Below are 16,634 nucleotides of genomic sequence, written 5' to 3'. Positions count from 1 at the left end.
GATGAAATTCAGTGAACAATGGCTGCGTGGCTGGGTAAGCCCGCAGGTAAGTCGCGACGAGCTGGTTGCCCGTCTGTCGATGGCCGGCCTTGAGGTCGATAGTGTGACGCCGGCTGCCGGTGTTTTCAGTGGCGTGGTAGTGGGCGAGGTGCTGAGCACCGAGCAACATCCGGACGCTGACAAATTGCGCGTGTGCCAGGTCAGCAATGGCGCGGAAACCTTCCAGGTCGTGTGCGGAGCGCCAAACGTGCGTCCGGGCCTGAAAATTCCGTTCGCGATGATCGGGGCCGAACTGCCAGGCGACTTCAAGATCAAGAAGGCCAAGCTGCGTGGCGTTGAGTCCAACGGCATGCTGTGCTCCCAGGCGGAGCTGCAGGTCGGCGAAGGCAATGATGGCCTGATGGAACTGCCGGCCGACGCGCCGGTGGGCCAGGACATCCGTGTTTACCTGGAACTGGAAGACGCCAGCATCGAGGTCGATCTGACCCCGAACCGCGGCGATTGCCTGTCCCTGGCTGGCCTGGCGCGGGAAGTCGGTGCGCTGTACGCCGCCACCGTCACCCGTCCGGTGGTTGCCGCCGTGCCTGCGGTGCACGACGAAGTGCGTTCGGTCGAAGTGGTGGCCCCTAACGCCTGCCCACGTTACCTGGGTCGAGTGATCCGTAACGTCGACCTGTCCAAGCCAACCCCGCTGTGGATGGTTGAGCGCCTGCGTCGTTCCGAAGTGCGCAGCATCGATGCTGCCGTCGACATCACCAACTACGTGATGCTGGAACTGGGTCAACCGCTGCACGCCTTCGATCTCGCTGAAATCAATGGCGGCATCCGCGTACGCATGGCCGAGGAAGGCGAGAAGCTGGTGCTGCTCGACGGCCAGGAAGTCAGCCTGCGTGCCGACACCCTGGTGATCGCTGACCATTCCCGCGCCCTGGCGATTGCCGGCGTGATGGGCGGCGAGCACAGCGGCGTGTCCGCAACCACTCGCGACATCTTTCTCGAAAGCGCCTTCTTCGATCAGATCGCCATCGCTGGCAAGGCCCGTTCTTACGGCCTGCACACCGACGCCTCGCACCGCTACGAGCGTGGCGTGGACTGGCAACTGGCCCGTGAAGCCATGGAGCGCGCCACTGGCCTGCTGCTGGAAATCACTGGCGGCGAAGCCGGCCCGATCATCGAAACCGTCAGCGAGCAGCACCTGCCGTCGGTTGCACCGATCGTCCTGCGCGCCAAGGCCGTTGAGCAAATGCTCGGCCTGGTGATCGACCCGGTTGAAATCGAGCGCCTGCTGTCGGCCCTCGGCCTCGGCATCTCTGCTGGTGAAGCAGGGCAGTGGCACGTAGAAGTGCCAAGCCATCGCTTCGATATCAGCCTGGAAGTCGACCTGATCGAAGAGCTGGCCCGCCTGTACGGCTACAACCGCCTGCCGGTTCGTTACCCGCAAGCGCGTCTGGCCCCGCAGCCGAAAGCTGAAGCCCGTGCACATCTGCCGGAACTGCGTCGCCTGCTGGTTGCCCGTGGTTATCAGGAAGCGGTGACCTACAGCTTCATTGATCCGAAGCAATTCGAACTGTTCAACCCGGGTGTCGAGCCGCTGTTGCTGGCTAATCCGATCTCCAACGACATGGCCGCCATGCGCTCGTCGCTGTGGCCGGGCTTGGTGAAAGCGCTTTCCCACAACCTGAACCGTCAGCAAGACCGCGTGCGCATGTTCGAAAGCGGCCTGCGTTTTGTCGGTCAACTGGATGGTCTGAAGCAAGAGCCGATGCTGGCTGGCGTAGTCTGCGGCAGTCGCCTGCCGGAAGGCTGGGCACAAGGCCGCGACACCGTCGACTTCTTCGACGTCAAGGCGGATGTGGAAGCGGTGTTGGGCTTTGCCGGTGCGCTGGATGTGTTCACGTTCACCCCCGGCAAACACCCTGCGTTGCATCCCGGCCAGACCGCACGTATCGAACGTGAAGGTCGCCTGGTGGGCTTCGTTGGCGCGATTCACCCTGAACTGTCGAAAACCCTGGGGCTGGACCGTCCAGTCTTCGTTTTTGAGCTAGTCTTGGCTGAAGTGGCCTCGGGCAAAATGCCTAAATTCAGCGAGTTGTCGCGTTTCCCTGAAGTACGACGTGATCTGGCGCTGATTGCCGATCAAGGCGTTGCGGCCAGTGCTGTTCTGGACGTAATCCGTGAAAATGCAGGGGAATGGCTGACAGACCTCAGGCTATTTGACGTTTATCAGGGTAAAGGCATTGATCCGCATAGAAAAAGCCTTGCAGTTGGCTTGACCTGGCAGCATCCATCGCGCACTCTTAATGACGATGAGGTGAATACGACGACACAAAATATCCTCACCTCGCTCGAACAAAGGTTAAACGCCACGTTAAGGAAGTGACGTATGGGGGCTTTGACGAAAGCTGAGATGGCGGAACGTCTGTATGAAGAGCTGGGCCTGAACAAGCGCGAGGCCAAGGAATTGGTCGAGCTGTTTTTTGAAGAAATCAGGCACGCTCTTGAAGACAACGAACAGGTCAAATTGTCCGGCTTCGGCAATTTTGACCTGCGGGACAAACGCCAGCGGCCTGGCCGCAATCCAAAAACGGGAGAAGAAATCCCGATCACGGCTCGCCGTGTGGTCACCTTTCGTCCAGGGCAGAAGTTGAAGGCCCGAGTTGAGGCTTATGCTGGAACCAAGTCATAACGACGAACTGCCCGTCATCCCAGGCAAACGCTACTTCACCATCGGTGAAGTCAGCGAGCTCTGTGCGGTAAAACCGCACGTGCTGCGCTATTGGGAGCAGGAGTTTCCTCAACTCAACCCCGTCAAACGCACCGGGAACCGTCGGTATTATCAGCGCCAGGATGTGCTGATGATCCGGCAGATCCGCGCGTTGCTGTATGACCAGGGGTTCACCATCAGCGGCGCGCGCCAGCGTATGTCCGGTGATGAAGCCAAAGACGACACCACCCAATACAAGCAAATGATCCGCCAGATGATCTCCGAACTCGAAGATGTGCTGGTGGTTTTGAAGAAGTAATTCCGGCTTTTAAAATACTTCCACATTTCAAAAGCTTGCGGTATATTCCTGATCGCTTCGTTGCGAAGCGAACCCAGTAAAACGCCTAGTCGGGGCGTAGCGCAGTCCGGTAGCGCACTAGCATGGGGTGCTAGGGGTCGAGTGTTCGAATCACTCCGTCCCGACCATATTTTTCAATGACTTAGCCCAAGCGGTAACGCTTGGGCTTTTTCATGCCTGCAAAATTACTCCCTCACCACAGCCCCATAACTCATTCCCCAAACCCAATAATAGCCTTGGTTTCCAGGTACTCCTCAAACCCCTGCACGCCATACTCCCGACCATTCCCTGAGCGCTTGTAGCCGCCAAACGGCGCCATCGGATTCCACGCCGGGTAGTTCAGGTGCACTTGCCCCGCACGAATACGCGACGCCACGGCACGTGCCTGCGTCAAGTCGTGGCCCTGAACGTGGGCGCCCAGGCCGTATACCGTGTCGTTGGCGATGGCGACGGCTTCATCTACCGTCTCATACGCAATGATGCACAGCACCGGGCCGAAGATTTCTTCCTGGGCAATGCGCATGGCGCTATTCACTTCGGAGAAAACCGTGGGGCGGGTATAGAACCCCTTGTCAAAACCCAGCACACGCCCAGGCCCACCGCACACCAGTTTCGCACCCTCGTCGAGGCCGGCCTGGATCATCGCCTGGACGCGATTGAACTGGGCTTCGTTGGCGATGGGGCCCAATTGCGTTTCTTCCGATTGCGGGTCGCCCACGATGAGCGCGTTCGCGGTCGCCGCCGCCAGGGCTTCGACCTCGGCCAAGCGGTTTTTTGGCACGATCATGCGGGTCGGCGCGCTGCACGATTGCCCGACGTTGCGAAACGCGGACATCACCCCCAGCGGTACGGCCTTGGCGAAGTCGGCGTCGGGCAGCAGCACATTCGGAGACTTGCCCCCCAGTTCCTGGGTGACGCGTTTCACCGTTGGGGCTGCCGCTTGGGCGACCAGCGCACCTGCGCGGTTGGAGCCGGTGATTGAGATCATGTCGATATCCGGATGTGCCGCCATGGCTGCGCCGACCTGAGCACCGCTTCCATTGACCAGGTTGAACACCCCAGGCGGCAGGCCTGCGTCATGCACCAGTTGTGCGAACAGCAGGGCACTCAGCGGCGACAGTTCGCTGGGTTTCAAGACCACGGTGCAACCGGCAGCGATGGCCGGGGCGACTTTGGCGGTGATCTGATACAACGGCCAGTTCCACGGCGTGATAAGACCGCAGACACCTATGGGTTCGCGCTGGATGGCGGTACCGCCTTCCACCGTCTGGAAGCGATAGCTGGAGAGCAAGTCACGGGCGACCCGAACGTGCTCTGCCGCCAGCGGCACCTGCATCGCCCGAGCGAAGCCGATGGCGGCGCCCATTTCCAGGGAGAGCGCCTGTGCAAGTTGCTCTTTGCGCTCAAGGATAAGTTCGTGGATTTTCCCAAGCACCAGCGCCCTGGACGCCGCGGGCGTTGCAGACCAACCGGCAAACGCCGCACGTGCTGCCGCGACGGCCCGATCCACATCCTCGGCAGACCCGCTTGCGACCTGTGCAACCACCTCCTCACTGGCCGGGTTGACCACGGGCAAACTGGCGGCAATGATCGGGGAAACCCAGCAGCCGTCGATGTAAAGCTGCTGAGACGTTTGGTTCGAAACGTGTATGGTCATCCAACTGGCTCCCTGGAGCGGCAATAGGCGCTGCGAACAGCAAGGCCCGGTGTCTGGCTAAGCTAGCAAAAGGTCCCAGCCCAAAGATGCCGTTATTCAACGTTGCAAGGGATAATCTGCTGAATCTGGCAGGCTGGCTTTGCGACCTAGCCGATTGCTTGCGTCACCAGCGCAAACTGGGTGATGCCGGCGCTTGATTGCGGGGGCACACCCAGGACCATTCGCGGCGCTTTGTCGACGCATGGCAGCCCCTGGCTCTCCAGCCAGTCGGCCAAACCACAGGCGGTGGGAATGTCGAAGCGCACGAACTGACCCGGAATCAACCGCAGCAGGTGAGTGATCAACTGTCGGGCCTGTTCCTGATTGTGTGCAACGACAGGACCAATGATATGGCCCCGACCAAATCGGCGGAGCAGGGCGCAACCGTTGAGTTGCCCTTCGACCTCGATGCCAACCACGTGCTCGGCAGTGGGCAGCAGGTCGTTGAGTACCTCGGTGCGGTCCAGGCCGCTGCCGGCATTGGCCAGTTCGATCACCTTCGGGTAATCAGCCAGGCTCAATACGCGACAGTGGGCATGCCGGGTCAACGGCATGGGTGCCGGAGCTTGCGGTACGCCCTGATGTTGCTGAATGTGCGCAAAGTCGACGAAGCCCAGGCTGGTGTACAACGGCGCCCCTGACTCGGTTGCATTGAGGATTGGCGTACGCGGGGCCGTAGCATACAGGCACAGGTTCATCAGTTGGCGCCCGATGCCTTTGCCCTGGTGTTGCTCGCTCACAATCACCAGGCCGATGGAGGAATAAGCCCCCTGATGGCAGGCGAATGCCACGCCCACTAATTTGCCGTCATGTTCAGCGACAAAGCCTTCGGACGTGCGTTGCACCATCGCCCAATCTTCCTCGCGGTGAGGCCATTTCAGGTGCACGGACAGCGCGTGGGCGGCGGGCATGTCGGCGGCGGTGACTGTGCGATAAACGTAGGCGTGGCTCATATCAGTTTTCCTGTAGTGGGGGCGTTTGCAGGTACCGTAGAGGGTTGGGTAAACCGCCGGATATCGAAGGGGCTGATCAAGGTGCTGGTGCTGCCGGTGCTGATCAGCTCGGCCATGACATCCCCCACGCCGGGGCCAAGCTGGAAGCCGTGGCCACAGAAACCGAAGGCATAAAACAACCCGTCCACGCTGCCGCTCGGGCCCATCACCGGTAGGGAGTCCGGGGTGTAGCTCTCGATACCGCTCCACACGCGGATGATGTTCAGCTTTTCGGCCCCCGGTAACAGTCGCCGCATTTGGCGCATCTGGTTGAGCAGGCTTTCGGGTTTGAAAAACGCCCGTCGGTTGATCATGTCCGGCGTACAGCGGTTGCCGCCGCCGATGACGATGTTGCCGCGCGGGATCTGGCGGAAGTAGATCACCTCTTCCTTGATTTTGGTGAACACACCGATCACGGTCGGCAAGGCGTAGGGCACCGGTTCCGTGACCGACATCTGCGGGCCGTTGGGCTCCAGCGGTACCGGCTCACCAAAGCGCTCGGACAAGCGGGCAGCCCAGGCGCCGGCGGTAATCAACAGCTGCTCGGCGACGAACAACTGCCCATCGGTGGTGGTGACCTGGAACAAACCATTGAGCTTTTCCACGTCGGCGACTTCGGTCTTTTCTTCAATTCGTGCCCCGAGACGCCGGGCTGCACGGGCAAACGCCGGCGCTGCGAGGCGCGGGTTGGCGTGACCATCGTGAGGGGCATAGGAGCCGCCTTTCACCTCCGGGCCGAGGAAACCAAAACGCCGGTGCAGCTCGGCGCCGCGATAGATTTTCAAGTCCAGTTGCGCGGCTTCCGGCGCGGCGGCGTAGGCCTCAAGTTCAGCAATTTCATCTTCGCGATAGCACACGCGCATGTGGCCACTGGGGATGAACTCCAGGTCGTCATCGATCAGCTCGGGCAGGCGTTTCCACAGCGCCCAGGAACGATTGGCCAGCTCCAGTTGCCCCAGGTAGCGGCCCTGGCGGCGTACGTTGCCGAAGTTCACACCGCTGGCGTACTGACCGATCTGGTCGCGTTCCAGCAGCGTGACCGAGCAGCCTCGCCGCCGCAGGAAAAACGCCGACGAGGCGCCCATGATGCCGCCCCCGATAATCAGCACCTGGCTTTTCGAACCTGGTTGATTACCAGCCATGGAGGCGGCTCCAGGTGTGCACGTCGCCTATGGCGTCCACGGCGTGATAGTCCGGGAACTGCGCGCCAGTGGCGCAGGCATGGTTGGGGAGAATGCGTAGCCGGCTACCGATGGGGAAGCGTGTAGCAACGTCGTCACTGGCGGTGGCGCCCAGGGTGACGATGCCATGTTCCTGGTTGGCGCCCGTGACCAGCGCGCCGTCGATCCAGTCGCCGGCTTCGGTACACACTTGGCCATAACCGAAGTCCTGGCGCTGGCGCTGTGTGCCACGGTCACGGCTCATGGCCATCCAGCCGGCGTCGGTGATGATCCAGCCTTTGTCCGGCTGATGGCCGATCACCGTGGTCAGTACGCTGAGTGCCAACTCGTCGGCCTGGCACACGCCAATGTTGCGCATCACCAGGTCAAAAAACACATACACGCCCGCCCGCACTTCGGTGACCCCGTCCAGGTTCAGGGCCGAGAGGGCCGTGGGGGTTGAGCCGATGCTGACCTCGGCGCACGCCAGCCCGGTTTCGCGAATGTTGTGGGCGGCGCGTACACAGAGGGCACGTTCCTGTTCGGCCAGCGCTTGCAGGGCTTCAAGGGTGTCCAGCTCGTAACTGGAACCCGCGTGGGTCATCACCCCCCGCAGGCGCATACCGCCGTCGTTGAGGATGTGCGCCACGTCAATCAGCACAGGGTCTTGCGCGGCCAGGCCTGAGCGATGGCCATCGCAATCGATTTCGATCCATACGTCGAAGTGTTCGTCATGTTGCTGCGCGAACGCGACGATGGCGCGGGCGCCTGAGACGCTGTCGGTGAGCAGGCTCAAGTTGCAGCCTTTGCGCCGCAGGGCCAGGGCCTGAGGCAGCTTGCCCGGTGCGATGGCAACGGCGTAGAACACGTCGCTGATGCCTGCGGCAAAACAATGCTCGGCTTCTTTGAGGGTGGAAACCGTGACGCCGCTGGCGCCTGCGTCAATCTGTGCCTGGATCACCGGCAAGCACTTGCTGGTTTTGATGTGCGGGCGCAAACGTACGCCAAGGGTGCCCATGCGCTGTTGCATACGCTGGAGGTTGTGCTGCATTCGCGTAAGGTCGATGAGCGCGGCAGGCGTGTCTAGGGTGGAAATCTGCATGGACATGGCGGGACTCAAGTGGCTGGGTACACCCTGAACTCTACTCAGCTGTCCTTAACTTGTGGTTCAATCATGGCTAATCAATCATTAAGTAAAATTGAATGATTTCCATCGAAGACTTGCGGTTGGCCGTCACCCTTGCGCGCTCTGAATCACTGAGCGCTGCGGCCAGAGCCCTGAACGTCACCCCGCCGGCGCTCTCCATGCGCCTGCGTAAATTGGAGACCTTCCTGGGGCTGACCCTGGCCAATCGCGATGCCCGACGCCTCAGCCTTACGGCAGATGGCGAGCGGTTCTCGCGGGAAAGTGCGCTGCTGCTGGAGCAGCTTGAAGCACTGCCGGAGTCTTTCAGGCAACAGGATGAAACGCTGGTGGGCACCTTGAGGCTGGCGGCTCCATTTGGCTATGGTCGGCAGCGAATCGCACCGCTGTTGGCACGTTTTGCCCGAATTCACCCACAGCTGTGCCTGCACCTGGATTTACGCGAGACCCCCTGGCCTGATCGTCATGACAGCGATGCGGTGATTCACATCGGCCATCTCAATGACAGCCTGTGGACAGCGCGGCCGCTCACGCCAAACGAGCGCTGGTTATGCGCGAGCCCAGCCTACCTGCAAGCCCACAGTGTGCCGTCATCACCGGATGAACTGGCGTCCCATCGCTGCATTTGCATTCGTGAAAATGATGAAGACGTCACGCTCTGGCACCTGCGCAAAGGGCAGGGCCGCAAGACGCTGCGCGTGGAGCCGGCGTTGCTGAGCAACGATGGCAGCGTTGCCCGGCGATGGGCCGAGCAAGGCTTGGGGTTGGTGTTGCGTTCGCAGTGGGATGTCAGCGACGCCGTTGCCAGCGGCAGCCTGGTGCGCGTGTTGGCAGACTGGAGTTTTGACAGTGCGCCGATCATCCTCCTGGTGCCGTCGCGCAAGCTTCGCAGCCCGCGCGTCCAGGCATTGGTGGCGTTTATGGAGGAGGCGCTGAAAGCCTGATTTGCGCCTTATTTCACGGCGTAAACCTTGCGTACGTACACCGTACTGGTCCACGCGCACGGTGCGCCTTTGGCCACGAATACCGTGTCGCCACGGTTGACCGTCACCGCAACTCCCTCGTCGTCTTGCAGCGTGACGCTGCCTTCGAGCAGGTGCATCAATTCATGCAGTTTGTGCGGGCGGCCGTGGCGGGCGTAGGGCGTCGAGTCCCAGATGCCGATGCGCAACTCAGTGACCTCATCATCGAACAGGTTGCACGCGCGACACTGCGGGGTAGGGCCGATCAGGATCTGTGGCTCGGGCGCGGCGGAGGGATTGAGCAGGGTATGCCGGGCGAGCAAGGTCAGGCCCGGGCGCGCCGGAGCATCGGCTTGGTCGACGGCGCAGAACGCCCATTGGCTGCCTGCGCTCGCCTGCACCGTCAGGCGTGTGCCACGACCGATCACGGCGCTGCTGCCGACCCCCAGCTCCAATGTCTGTTCTGCACTGTCCAGCACCACATGGCCTGCGTGCACCACCAGTGTTTCGCTGTGGGGGAAGTCTTCGATCACGGCTTCGCCGCTAAATGTCACCAGCCCTGCGGACACGCCATCATCGCCCAGCCAGGCGAGTTGGCGGGTGTCGCCGAAGGGGTCCAGCGCGCTCAAGGCGCCGGTATTGAAAGACGTGGCAACGCGGCTGCCGTCGGCGCGAGCCAACAGCAGGATACGGGGAGATGACATGGGGAATGCTCCGGGAGGAAAGTCAGCCGATCGCCTGGGTGATCAGGGCAAAGGGGTGTACGCCGTGGCTGGCCCGGGGCGGCGTGCCCAGAGCCATCTGCGCGACGGTGTCGATGTTCTTCAGCCCGGCGTGTTCGAGCCAGTCGCTGAGGCCGCAGGCGACGGGAATGTCGATGCGGACAAAGGCATCCGGCACCTGGGCCAGCAGTACCGCGATCAAGTGCTTGGCCTGATCAATGTTTTCGGCAACCACCGGGCCAATGCAGCGCCCACGACCAAACGGCCGCAGCAGGGCGAAGCCGCGTAGCTGGCCGTCGCGCTCGATGCCCACCGCGTGTTCCACCTGCAGGTCACGCAGTACTTCGCGGCGGTCCAGGCCACTGGCGGCTTTGGCCAGCGCGAGCAGGCTGGGGTGGTCGTCGGCGTGCAGGGCGCGGCAGGTTTCGCCATCGGCCAGTCCCGGCAGGGCGGGCACTAATACCTGGCCCTGATGCTGCTGCACCCGCCCAAATTCGACGAACCCCTGGCTGGTATACAGCGGGGCGCCGGCGAGGGTGGCGTTGAGGACCGGCGTGCGCGCATCGCACGCGGCGAGGGCTTTTTCCATCAAGCGACGGCCGATGCCCTGGCCCTGGTAGTCATTGCTGACGATCACCAGGCCGATGGTGGCAAAGTCGCCCTGGGGGCAGGTGAAGGCGCTGCCGATCAGGCGCTCGCCATCCATCACCACGAAACCGTCGCTGACACGTTGCAACATGGCCCAGTCTTCCAGGCGGTGAGGCCATTTGAGTTGCACCGACAAGGCATGGGCGGCCGGCAGATCGGCCGCGGTCATCGGGCGGTATACATAAGCAGGGTGTGGCAGGGCGGACATGGCGAGCCTCCATAGAGCGTTTTGTGCAGCACGAGGCTGCTTGTATCCCACCTGTTTTAGAGGCTGGCAAGTGGGTCGGGAATATTCGGTAGATTCCTTGGGCTGTGTGTTGCGCGGCCACAGTTACTACTTAATTGGGGTGGGGGGGCAGCAGCAAATGCCAAGGCGCTTTTCCGGGTACATCTTCCTTGCGCGGTCACGGCAATGTACGCAATCCCAACCAGCCACACTTTCTGCCGCCCTCACCCCCGTCCTTAAGCCTTTCTGCCCCTGAAAGCCCCCATAAAGCGCACAAACACAGGCCCTGCCCAAGCCTGGCGCGCACCGCAAAGTCTGCTGAGCCCGGCCACCAAAACGGTGGTTTGTATTGAGCGAAGGTCTTTTTAGACGGCATATGCTGATTTCACAGTGGTGTAATGAACCTGTGCTGCAACGAGGCGTACGCGCCGCCAGGGCAGTGAACGCTTGTCACACTCAACGAACTTCAGGACCGCACTCAATGAGCTTTCTTCGTCCCAAATTCATTACGTTCGACTGCTACGGTACGCTGACCAACTTTCATATGGGCACCATGACCCGCGAGCTCTTCGCCGATCGCATCACCCCTGGGCAGATGGACCAGTTCGTCAAGGACTTCTCCGCCTACCGCCTCGACCAGGTCATGGGCGACTGGCGCCCCTACGATGAAATTCTCAAGACCGCCCTGGCCCGTACCTGCAAGCGCTGGGGGATCGAGTATCGCGAGGAAGGCCAGCTGTATTACGACGCCGTGCCGACCTGGGGCCCCCACGCGGACGTGCCGGCCGGTCTGTCGAAGATTGCCGACAAGATTCCCTTGGTGATCTTCTCCAACGCCAGCGACAGTCAGATCATGTCCAACGTCGACAAGCTCGGCGCGCCGTTCCACAAAGTATTCACTGCCGAACAGGCCCAGGCCTACAAGCCGCGCCTGGCCGCCTTCGAATTCATGCTCGACAACCTGGGTTGCGGCCCGGACGACATCTTGCATGTGTCTTCCAGCTTCCGTTATGACCTGATGCCGGCCCATGACATGAAGATCAAAAACAAGGCGTTCGTTGCCCGTGGCCACGAAGTGCCAGGCAATGCGTTTTACGGTTACCAGCAGATCACCGACATCGGTGGGCTGCCAGCGTTGGTCGGTCTGTAACAGCACACCAAGGGGTAAAGCATGGGCAGTGAATCCTATTGGCTAGACACCGCACCGGCATTTACCGGTGCCCATCCGGGCAGCTTGCCCAAGCAGGTCGATGTTGCAGTGGTCGGCGGTGGGTTCACTGGCCTTGCGGCGGCGCGGGCGTTGGCGCTCAAGGGCGCCAGCGTAGTGGTATTGGACGCCGGGCGAGTGATCGGGGAAGCCTCGGGCCGCAACGGTGGGCAGTGCAACACCGGGGTGGCTCAGGACTATGCCGGTTTGCACGCCAGCCTCGGCGCCGATAAGGCCCGCGCTTATTACCAGGCCTATGAAAGTGCGGTGCACTCCGTGGTTTCGCTGGTCGAGCAGGAAAAAATCGCCTGCGACCTGGTGCGCAACGGCAAGCTCAAGCTGGCGGCCAAGCCCCTGCATTACGAAGGCCTGGCCCGCACCTGTGAGCTGATCCGCCGGGAGGTGGACGCCGACGTCGAATTGCTCACCGCCGAGCAGACCCTCGCCGAAGTCAACTCGGCGCAGTTCCACGGCGGCTTGCTGCAACGCAACGGCGTGCAGATGCATGTGGGGCGCTTTGGTGTGGGGTTGGCCGAAGCGGCGGCCCGGCGCGGCGCGATGATTTACGAGCACACCGAGGTCAAGGACTGGAAGGCCAAGGCCGGCGGTTATCAGGTCAACACCGCCAAAGGCTCGCTGCACGCCGGACAAGTGTTGCTGGCCACCGGCGCCTGCCAGCATGGCGACCTCGGCTGGTACCGCCGGCGCATTGTGCCGGTGGGCAGTTTTGTCATCGCCACCGAGGTCTTGCCCCAAGCGCTGATCGATCAGTTGCTGCCGCTGCGCCGCGCCTATGTGACCAGCCGCATGATCGGCAACTACTTTCGCCTGACGCCGGACAACCGCCTGCTGTTTGGCGGGCGTGCACGGTTTGCCATGTCTGACAGCGTCTCCGACGCCAAGAGCGGCAAGGTGCTGCAGGCGGCGATGCTGAATATGTTCCCGCAGTTGGCGCACGTGAAGATCGACTACTGCTGGGGTGGCCTGGTGGACATGACGTCCGACCGCCTGCCCCGCGCCGGCCAGCATGGCGGCGTGTTCCATTCCATGGGCTATAGCGGCCATGGCGTGCAGATGTCGGTGCACATGGGCCAGGTCATGGCCGACGTCATGGCGGGCAACACGGCGGCCAACCCGTGGCGTGAACTGGAGTGGCCGGCGATTCCCGGGCATTTCGGCAAACCCTGGTTCCTGCCGTTCGTGGGCGCCTATTACCGTTTCCAGGACTATTTGCACTGAGTTGCCGTTGTTGCGTCACCGTCGTTTGCGTTTCCAGGACGCTCCGGACATCCGTGAGCACTCGATTCTCCCGATTATCGACAGGTAGCCTTGCTATGACTGACAACAAAAACACACCCGAGCTCATTTCCGGCCAGGAAAGCCTGCGGGTGTTCGAAAGTCTCAACCGCGGCATGTCACGCCGTAACGCTTTGCAAATGCTGGGCGTTGCCGGTGTGGCCGCCGCCGGTGCGGGCAGCCTGTTCGGCAGTGCCGGCAAGTTGTTCGCCGATGAAGCGGCCGCCGAGGGCAAAGGCAAGCCGGGCGGCAAGATCCGTGTCGCCGGCATGTCCAGCTCCACCGCCGACACCCTCGACCCGGCCAAGGGCGCGCTGTCCACCGACTATGCACGCCACTACATGTTCTACAACGGCCTGACCCGTTTCGATAAGCACCTGGTTCCGCAACTGGAACTGGCTGAACGCATCGACAATACCGACGCCACGGTGTGGACCATCACCCTGCGCAAAGACGTGACCTTTCACAACGGCAAGTCCCTGACGGCCGCCGACGTGGTGTTCTCCCTGAATCGCCACAAAGACCCGCTGACCGGCTCCAAAGTCATGCCGCTGATGGAGCAGTTCGCCGAGATCAAGGCCAGCGGGCCGAACGAGGTGCAAATTCGCCTTAGCGCGCCCAACGCCGAGTTGCCGTCGATCCTCGCCGTGTCGCACTTGTTGATCGTTCCCGAGGGCACCACCGACTTCAACAAAGGCATTGGCACCGGCCCGTTCACTGTCGGTGAGTTCAAGCCGGGTGTGCGCTCGATTGCCGTGCGCAACAAGAACTACTGGAAACCGGGCTTGCCGTACCTCGACGAGATCGAGTTCATTGCCATCGCCGACGAGCCATCGCGGGTCAACGCGCTGCTGTCGGGCGACGTGCACATGATCAACGAGGTCAACCCGCGCTCCACCACGCGCATTGCCGCGAGTGCCAAACACCGGGTCGTGGATGCGCCGTCGGGCAACTACACTGACTTGATCATTCGCCAGGACCAGTTACCCGGCAAAAGCCCGGAATTCACCCAGGCCATGAAGTTGCTGCTCGACCGTGAGCAGGTCAAGTCTGCGGTGTTCCGGGGATTTGCCGTGGTCGGCAACGACCACCCGATTGCGCCGGGTTCGCGTTACTTCAACGCCGACTTGCCGCAGACGGTCTACGACCCGGAAAAAGCCAGGTTCCTGCTGAAGAAAGCCGGCATGGAAAGCATCACCATGCCCGTCATGGCATCGCCTGCCGCCACCGGTTCGGTGGACATCGCCGTGCTGTTGCAGCAATCGGCGAAACAGGCCGGGCTCAAGCTGGATGTGAACCGCCTGCCGAGCGACGGCTACTGGTCCAACCACTGGATGAAGCACCCGTTGAGCTTCGGCAACATCAACCCTCGGCCGAATGCCGACGTGATGTTCTCGCAGTTTTTCCAGTCCAAGGCGCCGTGGAACGAGTCCGGCTGGCAGAACGATCAGTTCGACCAGCTGTTGATGCTGGCCCGTGGCGAAACCGATGACGCCAAGCGCGCCAAAATGTATGGCGACATGCAGACCCTGGTGCACGACCACTGCGGTATCGGTGTACCGGTATTTATCAGCAACATCGACGGTGTCGACCAGCGCATCAAAGGCTACGGCACCAACCCGCTGGGCGGTTTCATGGGCTACATGTTTGCCGAGCAGGTGTGGTTGGACGCGTGAGGAGGGCGGTGCGATGAATAGCAATACACTGTGGTTGATCGCCCGGCGTTTCGGCGCCGGGGCCGTGACCTTGTTGATCGTGTCCATGGTCGTGTTTGCGATCACGGCGGTGCTGCCGGGGGACGCGGCGCAGCAATCCCTCGGCCAGTTCGCGACCCCTGAGCAGGTGGCGGCACTGCGCCTGAAGCTGGGGCTGGACCAGCCCGGTGTGTTGCGTTACCTGCACTGGTTGATGAGCCTGCTCACCGGCGATCTGGGCGTGTCAGTGTCCAACGCCATGCCGGTGGGTGAACTGATGGCGGGCCGGGTGCCCAACACCCTGATGCTGGCGGGCGCTACGGCGCTGGTCTCGGTGCCGGTGGCACTGGTATTGGGGATTGGCTCGGCGATGGGCCGGGGCGGGCGCATCGACAGCTGCCTGAGCTTTATGACCCTGGCGATGGTCGCGGTGCCGGAGTTTCTGGTGGCAACCCTGGCGGTGCTGATTTTCGCGGTGAATCTCGGCTGGTTGTCGGCGCTGTCTTACGCCAGCGACATCACCTCGCCGCTGCAATTCATGCGCACCTATGCCTTACCGGTGATGACGCTGTGCTGCGTGATCGTCGCGCAAATGGCGCGCATGACCCGCGCCGCCGTGATCGACCAACTCGACAGCCCCTACGTGGAAATGGCCCGCCTCAAAGGCGTCAGTCCGATTCGCATTGTGCTGCGCCATGCCTTGCCCAATGCCATCGGGCCGATTGCCAATGCCATCGCCCTGAGCCTGTCCTACCTGTTGGGCGGGGTGGTGATCGTCGAAACCATCTTCAATTATCCCGGCATTGCCAGCTTGATGGTCGATGCCGTGACCAACCGAGACATGGCGCTGGTGCAGGCGTGCACCATGTTGTTCTGCGCGGCCTACCTGGCGTTGGTGCTGATCGCCGACCTGTGCGCAATCCTGTCCAATCCGAGGCTGAGAAACCAATGAACCCGATCATTGCGAAATCCAAGCCTGTGTCCTCCGCGCTGGCCCTCGCCAAGGTTTCCAGCGGCCCGTCCTGGCTGGGGCTGGTGGGCGCCGTGGTGTGCGTCGCCTGGTTGCTGGTGGCGCTGTTTGGCCCCTGGCTGGCGCCACACCCGGTGGGTGAAGTGGTGTCCGACAACATCTTCGAAGGCTTCAGCCTCACTCATCCGTTCGGCACCGACTACCTGGGCCGCGACATGCTCAGCCGGGTGTTGGTGGGCGCGCGATTCACCGTCGGGCTGGCGCTGGTGGCGGCGTTGTTGGCCAGCACCTTTGGCACCGGGTGTGCGCTGCTCTCGGTGGTCTCGCCCAAGTGGCTGGACGAGATCATCAGCCGCATCATGGATGCCTTTATTTCGATCCCAAGCAAAATGCTTGCGCTGATCATGGTCTCGGCGTTTGGCTCGTCAGTGACGCTGCTGATCTGCACGGCGGTTATCAGTTACATCCCGGGCTCGTTCCGCGTTGCCCGCAGCATGGCGGTGAATATCGAGGCCCTGGAGTACGTGCAGGTTGCGCGCACTCGCGGCGAAGGCCGTTTGTACGTGGCGTGCATGGAAATCCTGCCGAATATGCTCAACCCGGTATTGACCGACCTGGGCCTGCGTTTCGGCTACATCGTGCTGTTGCTCAGCGGCATGAGTTTTCTTGGCCTCGGCGTGCAACCGCCAGACGCCGACCTCGGCTCGCTGGTGCGCGAAAACATCGGCGGCCTCAATCAGGGCGCGCTGGCCATCATCATTCCGGCGCTGGCCATTGGCACACTGACCATTGGTGTGAATCTGCTGATCGACTACCTGTCATCACGCCGTAGTCGACGCACGGGAGGCCATTGAA

General features: G+C 61.9%; 15 protein-coding genes and 1 tRNA gene. 10 read left to right on the top strand and 6 right to left on the bottom strand.

Annotation, left to right across the window (positions count from 1 at the left end):
• The first annotated feature begins 1 nt into the window (after position 1).
• From pheT to AU074_RS10105, 4 genes are all read left to right on the top strand, one after another.
• On the top strand, positions 2-2,380 hold the full coding sequence (pheT, locus tag AU074_RS10120) for a phenylalanine--tRNA ligase subunit beta (protein ID WP_076014604.1): 2,379 nt from the start codon (positions 2-4) through the stop codon (positions 2,378-2,380).
• Between the two features lie 3 nt (positions 2,381-2,383).
• Positions 2,384-2,686, top strand: coding sequence for an integration host factor subunit alpha (gene ihfA, locus AU074_RS10115; RefSeq protein ID WP_002553164.1), 303 nt, complete (start codon positions 2,384-2,386; stop codon positions 2,684-2,686).
• Positions 2,667-3,023: a MerR family transcriptional regulator gene (locus tag AU074_RS10110; RefSeq protein ID WP_003219935.1), complete on the top strand. Its 357-nt coding sequence runs from the start codon at positions 2,667-2,669 to the stop codon at positions 3,021-3,023. Before ihfA ends, AU074_RS10110 begins: the two co-directional genes overlap by 20 nt.
• Before the next feature lie 90 nt (positions 3,024-3,113).
• Positions 3,114-3,190 (top strand) — tRNA-Pro (locus tag AU074_RS10105).
• 83 nt (positions 3,191-3,273) lie between these two features.
• On the opposite strand, the gene AU074_RS10100 is transcribed toward AU074_RS10105, so the two are convergent.
• From AU074_RS10100 to AU074_RS10085, 4 genes are all read right to left on the bottom strand, one after another.
• Positions 3,274-4,719, bottom strand: a complete 1,446-nt coding sequence (locus tag AU074_RS10100) for an aldehyde dehydrogenase family protein (protein ID WP_076014603.1) — start codon at positions 4,717-4,719, stop codon at positions 3,274-3,276.
• A 146-nt stretch (positions 4,720-4,865) separates the two neighbouring features.
• Positions 4,866-5,711: a GNAT family N-acetyltransferase gene (locus tag AU074_RS10095; RefSeq protein WP_076014602.1), complete on the bottom strand. Its 846-nt coding sequence runs from the start codon at positions 5,709-5,711 to the stop codon at positions 4,866-4,868.
• Entirely contained in the window at positions 5,708-6,892 is a 1,185-nt protein-coding gene (locus AU074_RS10090) for an FAD-binding oxidoreductase (RefSeq protein WP_076014601.1), read from the bottom strand. Before AU074_RS10090 ends, AU074_RS10095 begins: the two co-directional genes overlap by 4 nt.
• On the bottom strand, positions 6,882-8,018 hold the full coding sequence (locus AU074_RS10085; RefSeq protein WP_076014600.1) for a DSD1 family PLP-dependent enzyme: 1,137 nt from the start codon (positions 8,016-8,018) through the stop codon (positions 6,882-6,884). Before AU074_RS10085 ends, AU074_RS10090 begins: the two co-directional genes overlap by 11 nt.
• Positions 8,019-8,113: 95 nt before the next feature.
• Between AU074_RS10085 and AU074_RS10080 the strand changes: the two genes are divergently transcribed.
• On the top strand, positions 8,114-8,998 hold the full coding sequence (locus AU074_RS10080; RefSeq protein ID WP_076014599.1) for a LysR family transcriptional regulator: 885 nt from the start codon (positions 8,114-8,116) through the stop codon (positions 8,996-8,998).
• An 8-nt stretch (positions 8,999-9,006) separates the two neighbouring features.
• Here AU074_RS10080 and AU074_RS10075 read toward each other — a convergent pair whose 3' ends face one another.
• Both AU074_RS10075 and AU074_RS10070 read right to left on the bottom strand, forming a co-directional pair.
• A complete protein-coding gene (locus AU074_RS10075; RefSeq protein WP_076014598.1) occupies positions 9,007-9,720 on the bottom strand; it encodes a cupin domain-containing protein in 714 nt (237 codons plus the stop codon).
• Positions 9,721-9,742: 22 nt separating this feature from the next.
• The gene (locus AU074_RS10070; RefSeq protein WP_076014597.1) at positions 9,743-10,594 is read right to left on the bottom strand and encodes a GNAT family N-acetyltransferase; all 852 of its coding nucleotides are present in this window, start codon (positions 10,592-10,594) and stop codon (positions 9,743-9,745) included.
• 499 nt (positions 10,595-11,093) lie between these two features.
• Between AU074_RS10070 and AU074_RS10065 the strand changes: the two genes are divergently transcribed.
• The 5 genes from AU074_RS10065 (at position 11,094) to AU074_RS10045 (ending at position 16,633) form a co-directional block, all read left to right on the top strand.
• Positions 11,094-11,762 carry a haloacid dehalogenase type II gene (locus AU074_RS10065; protein ID WP_076014596.1) on the top strand — a complete coding sequence of 223 codons (669 nt, stop codon included), beginning with the start codon at positions 11,094-11,096 and terminating at the stop codon, positions 11,760-11,762.
• A gap of 21 nt (positions 11,763-11,783) precedes the next feature.
• Positions 11,784-13,058 (top strand): FAD-binding oxidoreductase, encoded by a 1,275-nt coding sequence (locus tag AU074_RS10060; protein WP_076014595.1) that lies wholly within the window; start codon positions 11,784-11,786, stop codon positions 13,056-13,058.
• 95 nt (positions 13,059-13,153) lie between these two features.
• The gene (locus AU074_RS10055; RefSeq protein ID WP_076014594.1) at positions 13,154-14,791 is read left to right on the top strand and encodes an ABC transporter substrate-binding protein; all 1,638 of its coding nucleotides are present in this window, start codon (positions 13,154-13,156) and stop codon (positions 14,789-14,791) included.
• 13 nt (positions 14,792-14,804) lie between these two features.
• Positions 14,805-15,761 (top strand): ABC transporter permease, encoded by a 957-nt coding sequence (locus AU074_RS10050; RefSeq protein ID WP_076014593.1) that lies wholly within the window; start codon positions 14,805-14,807, stop codon positions 15,759-15,761.
• Positions 15,758-16,633, top strand: a complete 876-nt coding sequence (locus AU074_RS10045; protein WP_076014592.1) for an ABC transporter permease — start codon at positions 15,758-15,760, stop codon at positions 16,631-16,633. Before AU074_RS10050 ends, AU074_RS10045 begins: the two co-directional genes overlap by 4 nt.
• Position 16,634 lies beyond the last annotated feature (1 nt).

It is taken from the genome of Pseudomonas sp. ATCC PTA-122608 (assembly GCF_001952855.1).
Taxonomy (GTDB): Bacteria; Pseudomonadota; Gammaproteobacteria; order Pseudomonadales; family Pseudomonadaceae; genus Aquipseudomonas.
Note: the sequence above shows the minus strand (reverse complement) of the source record. Positions and strands in the feature narration are given on the sequence as shown.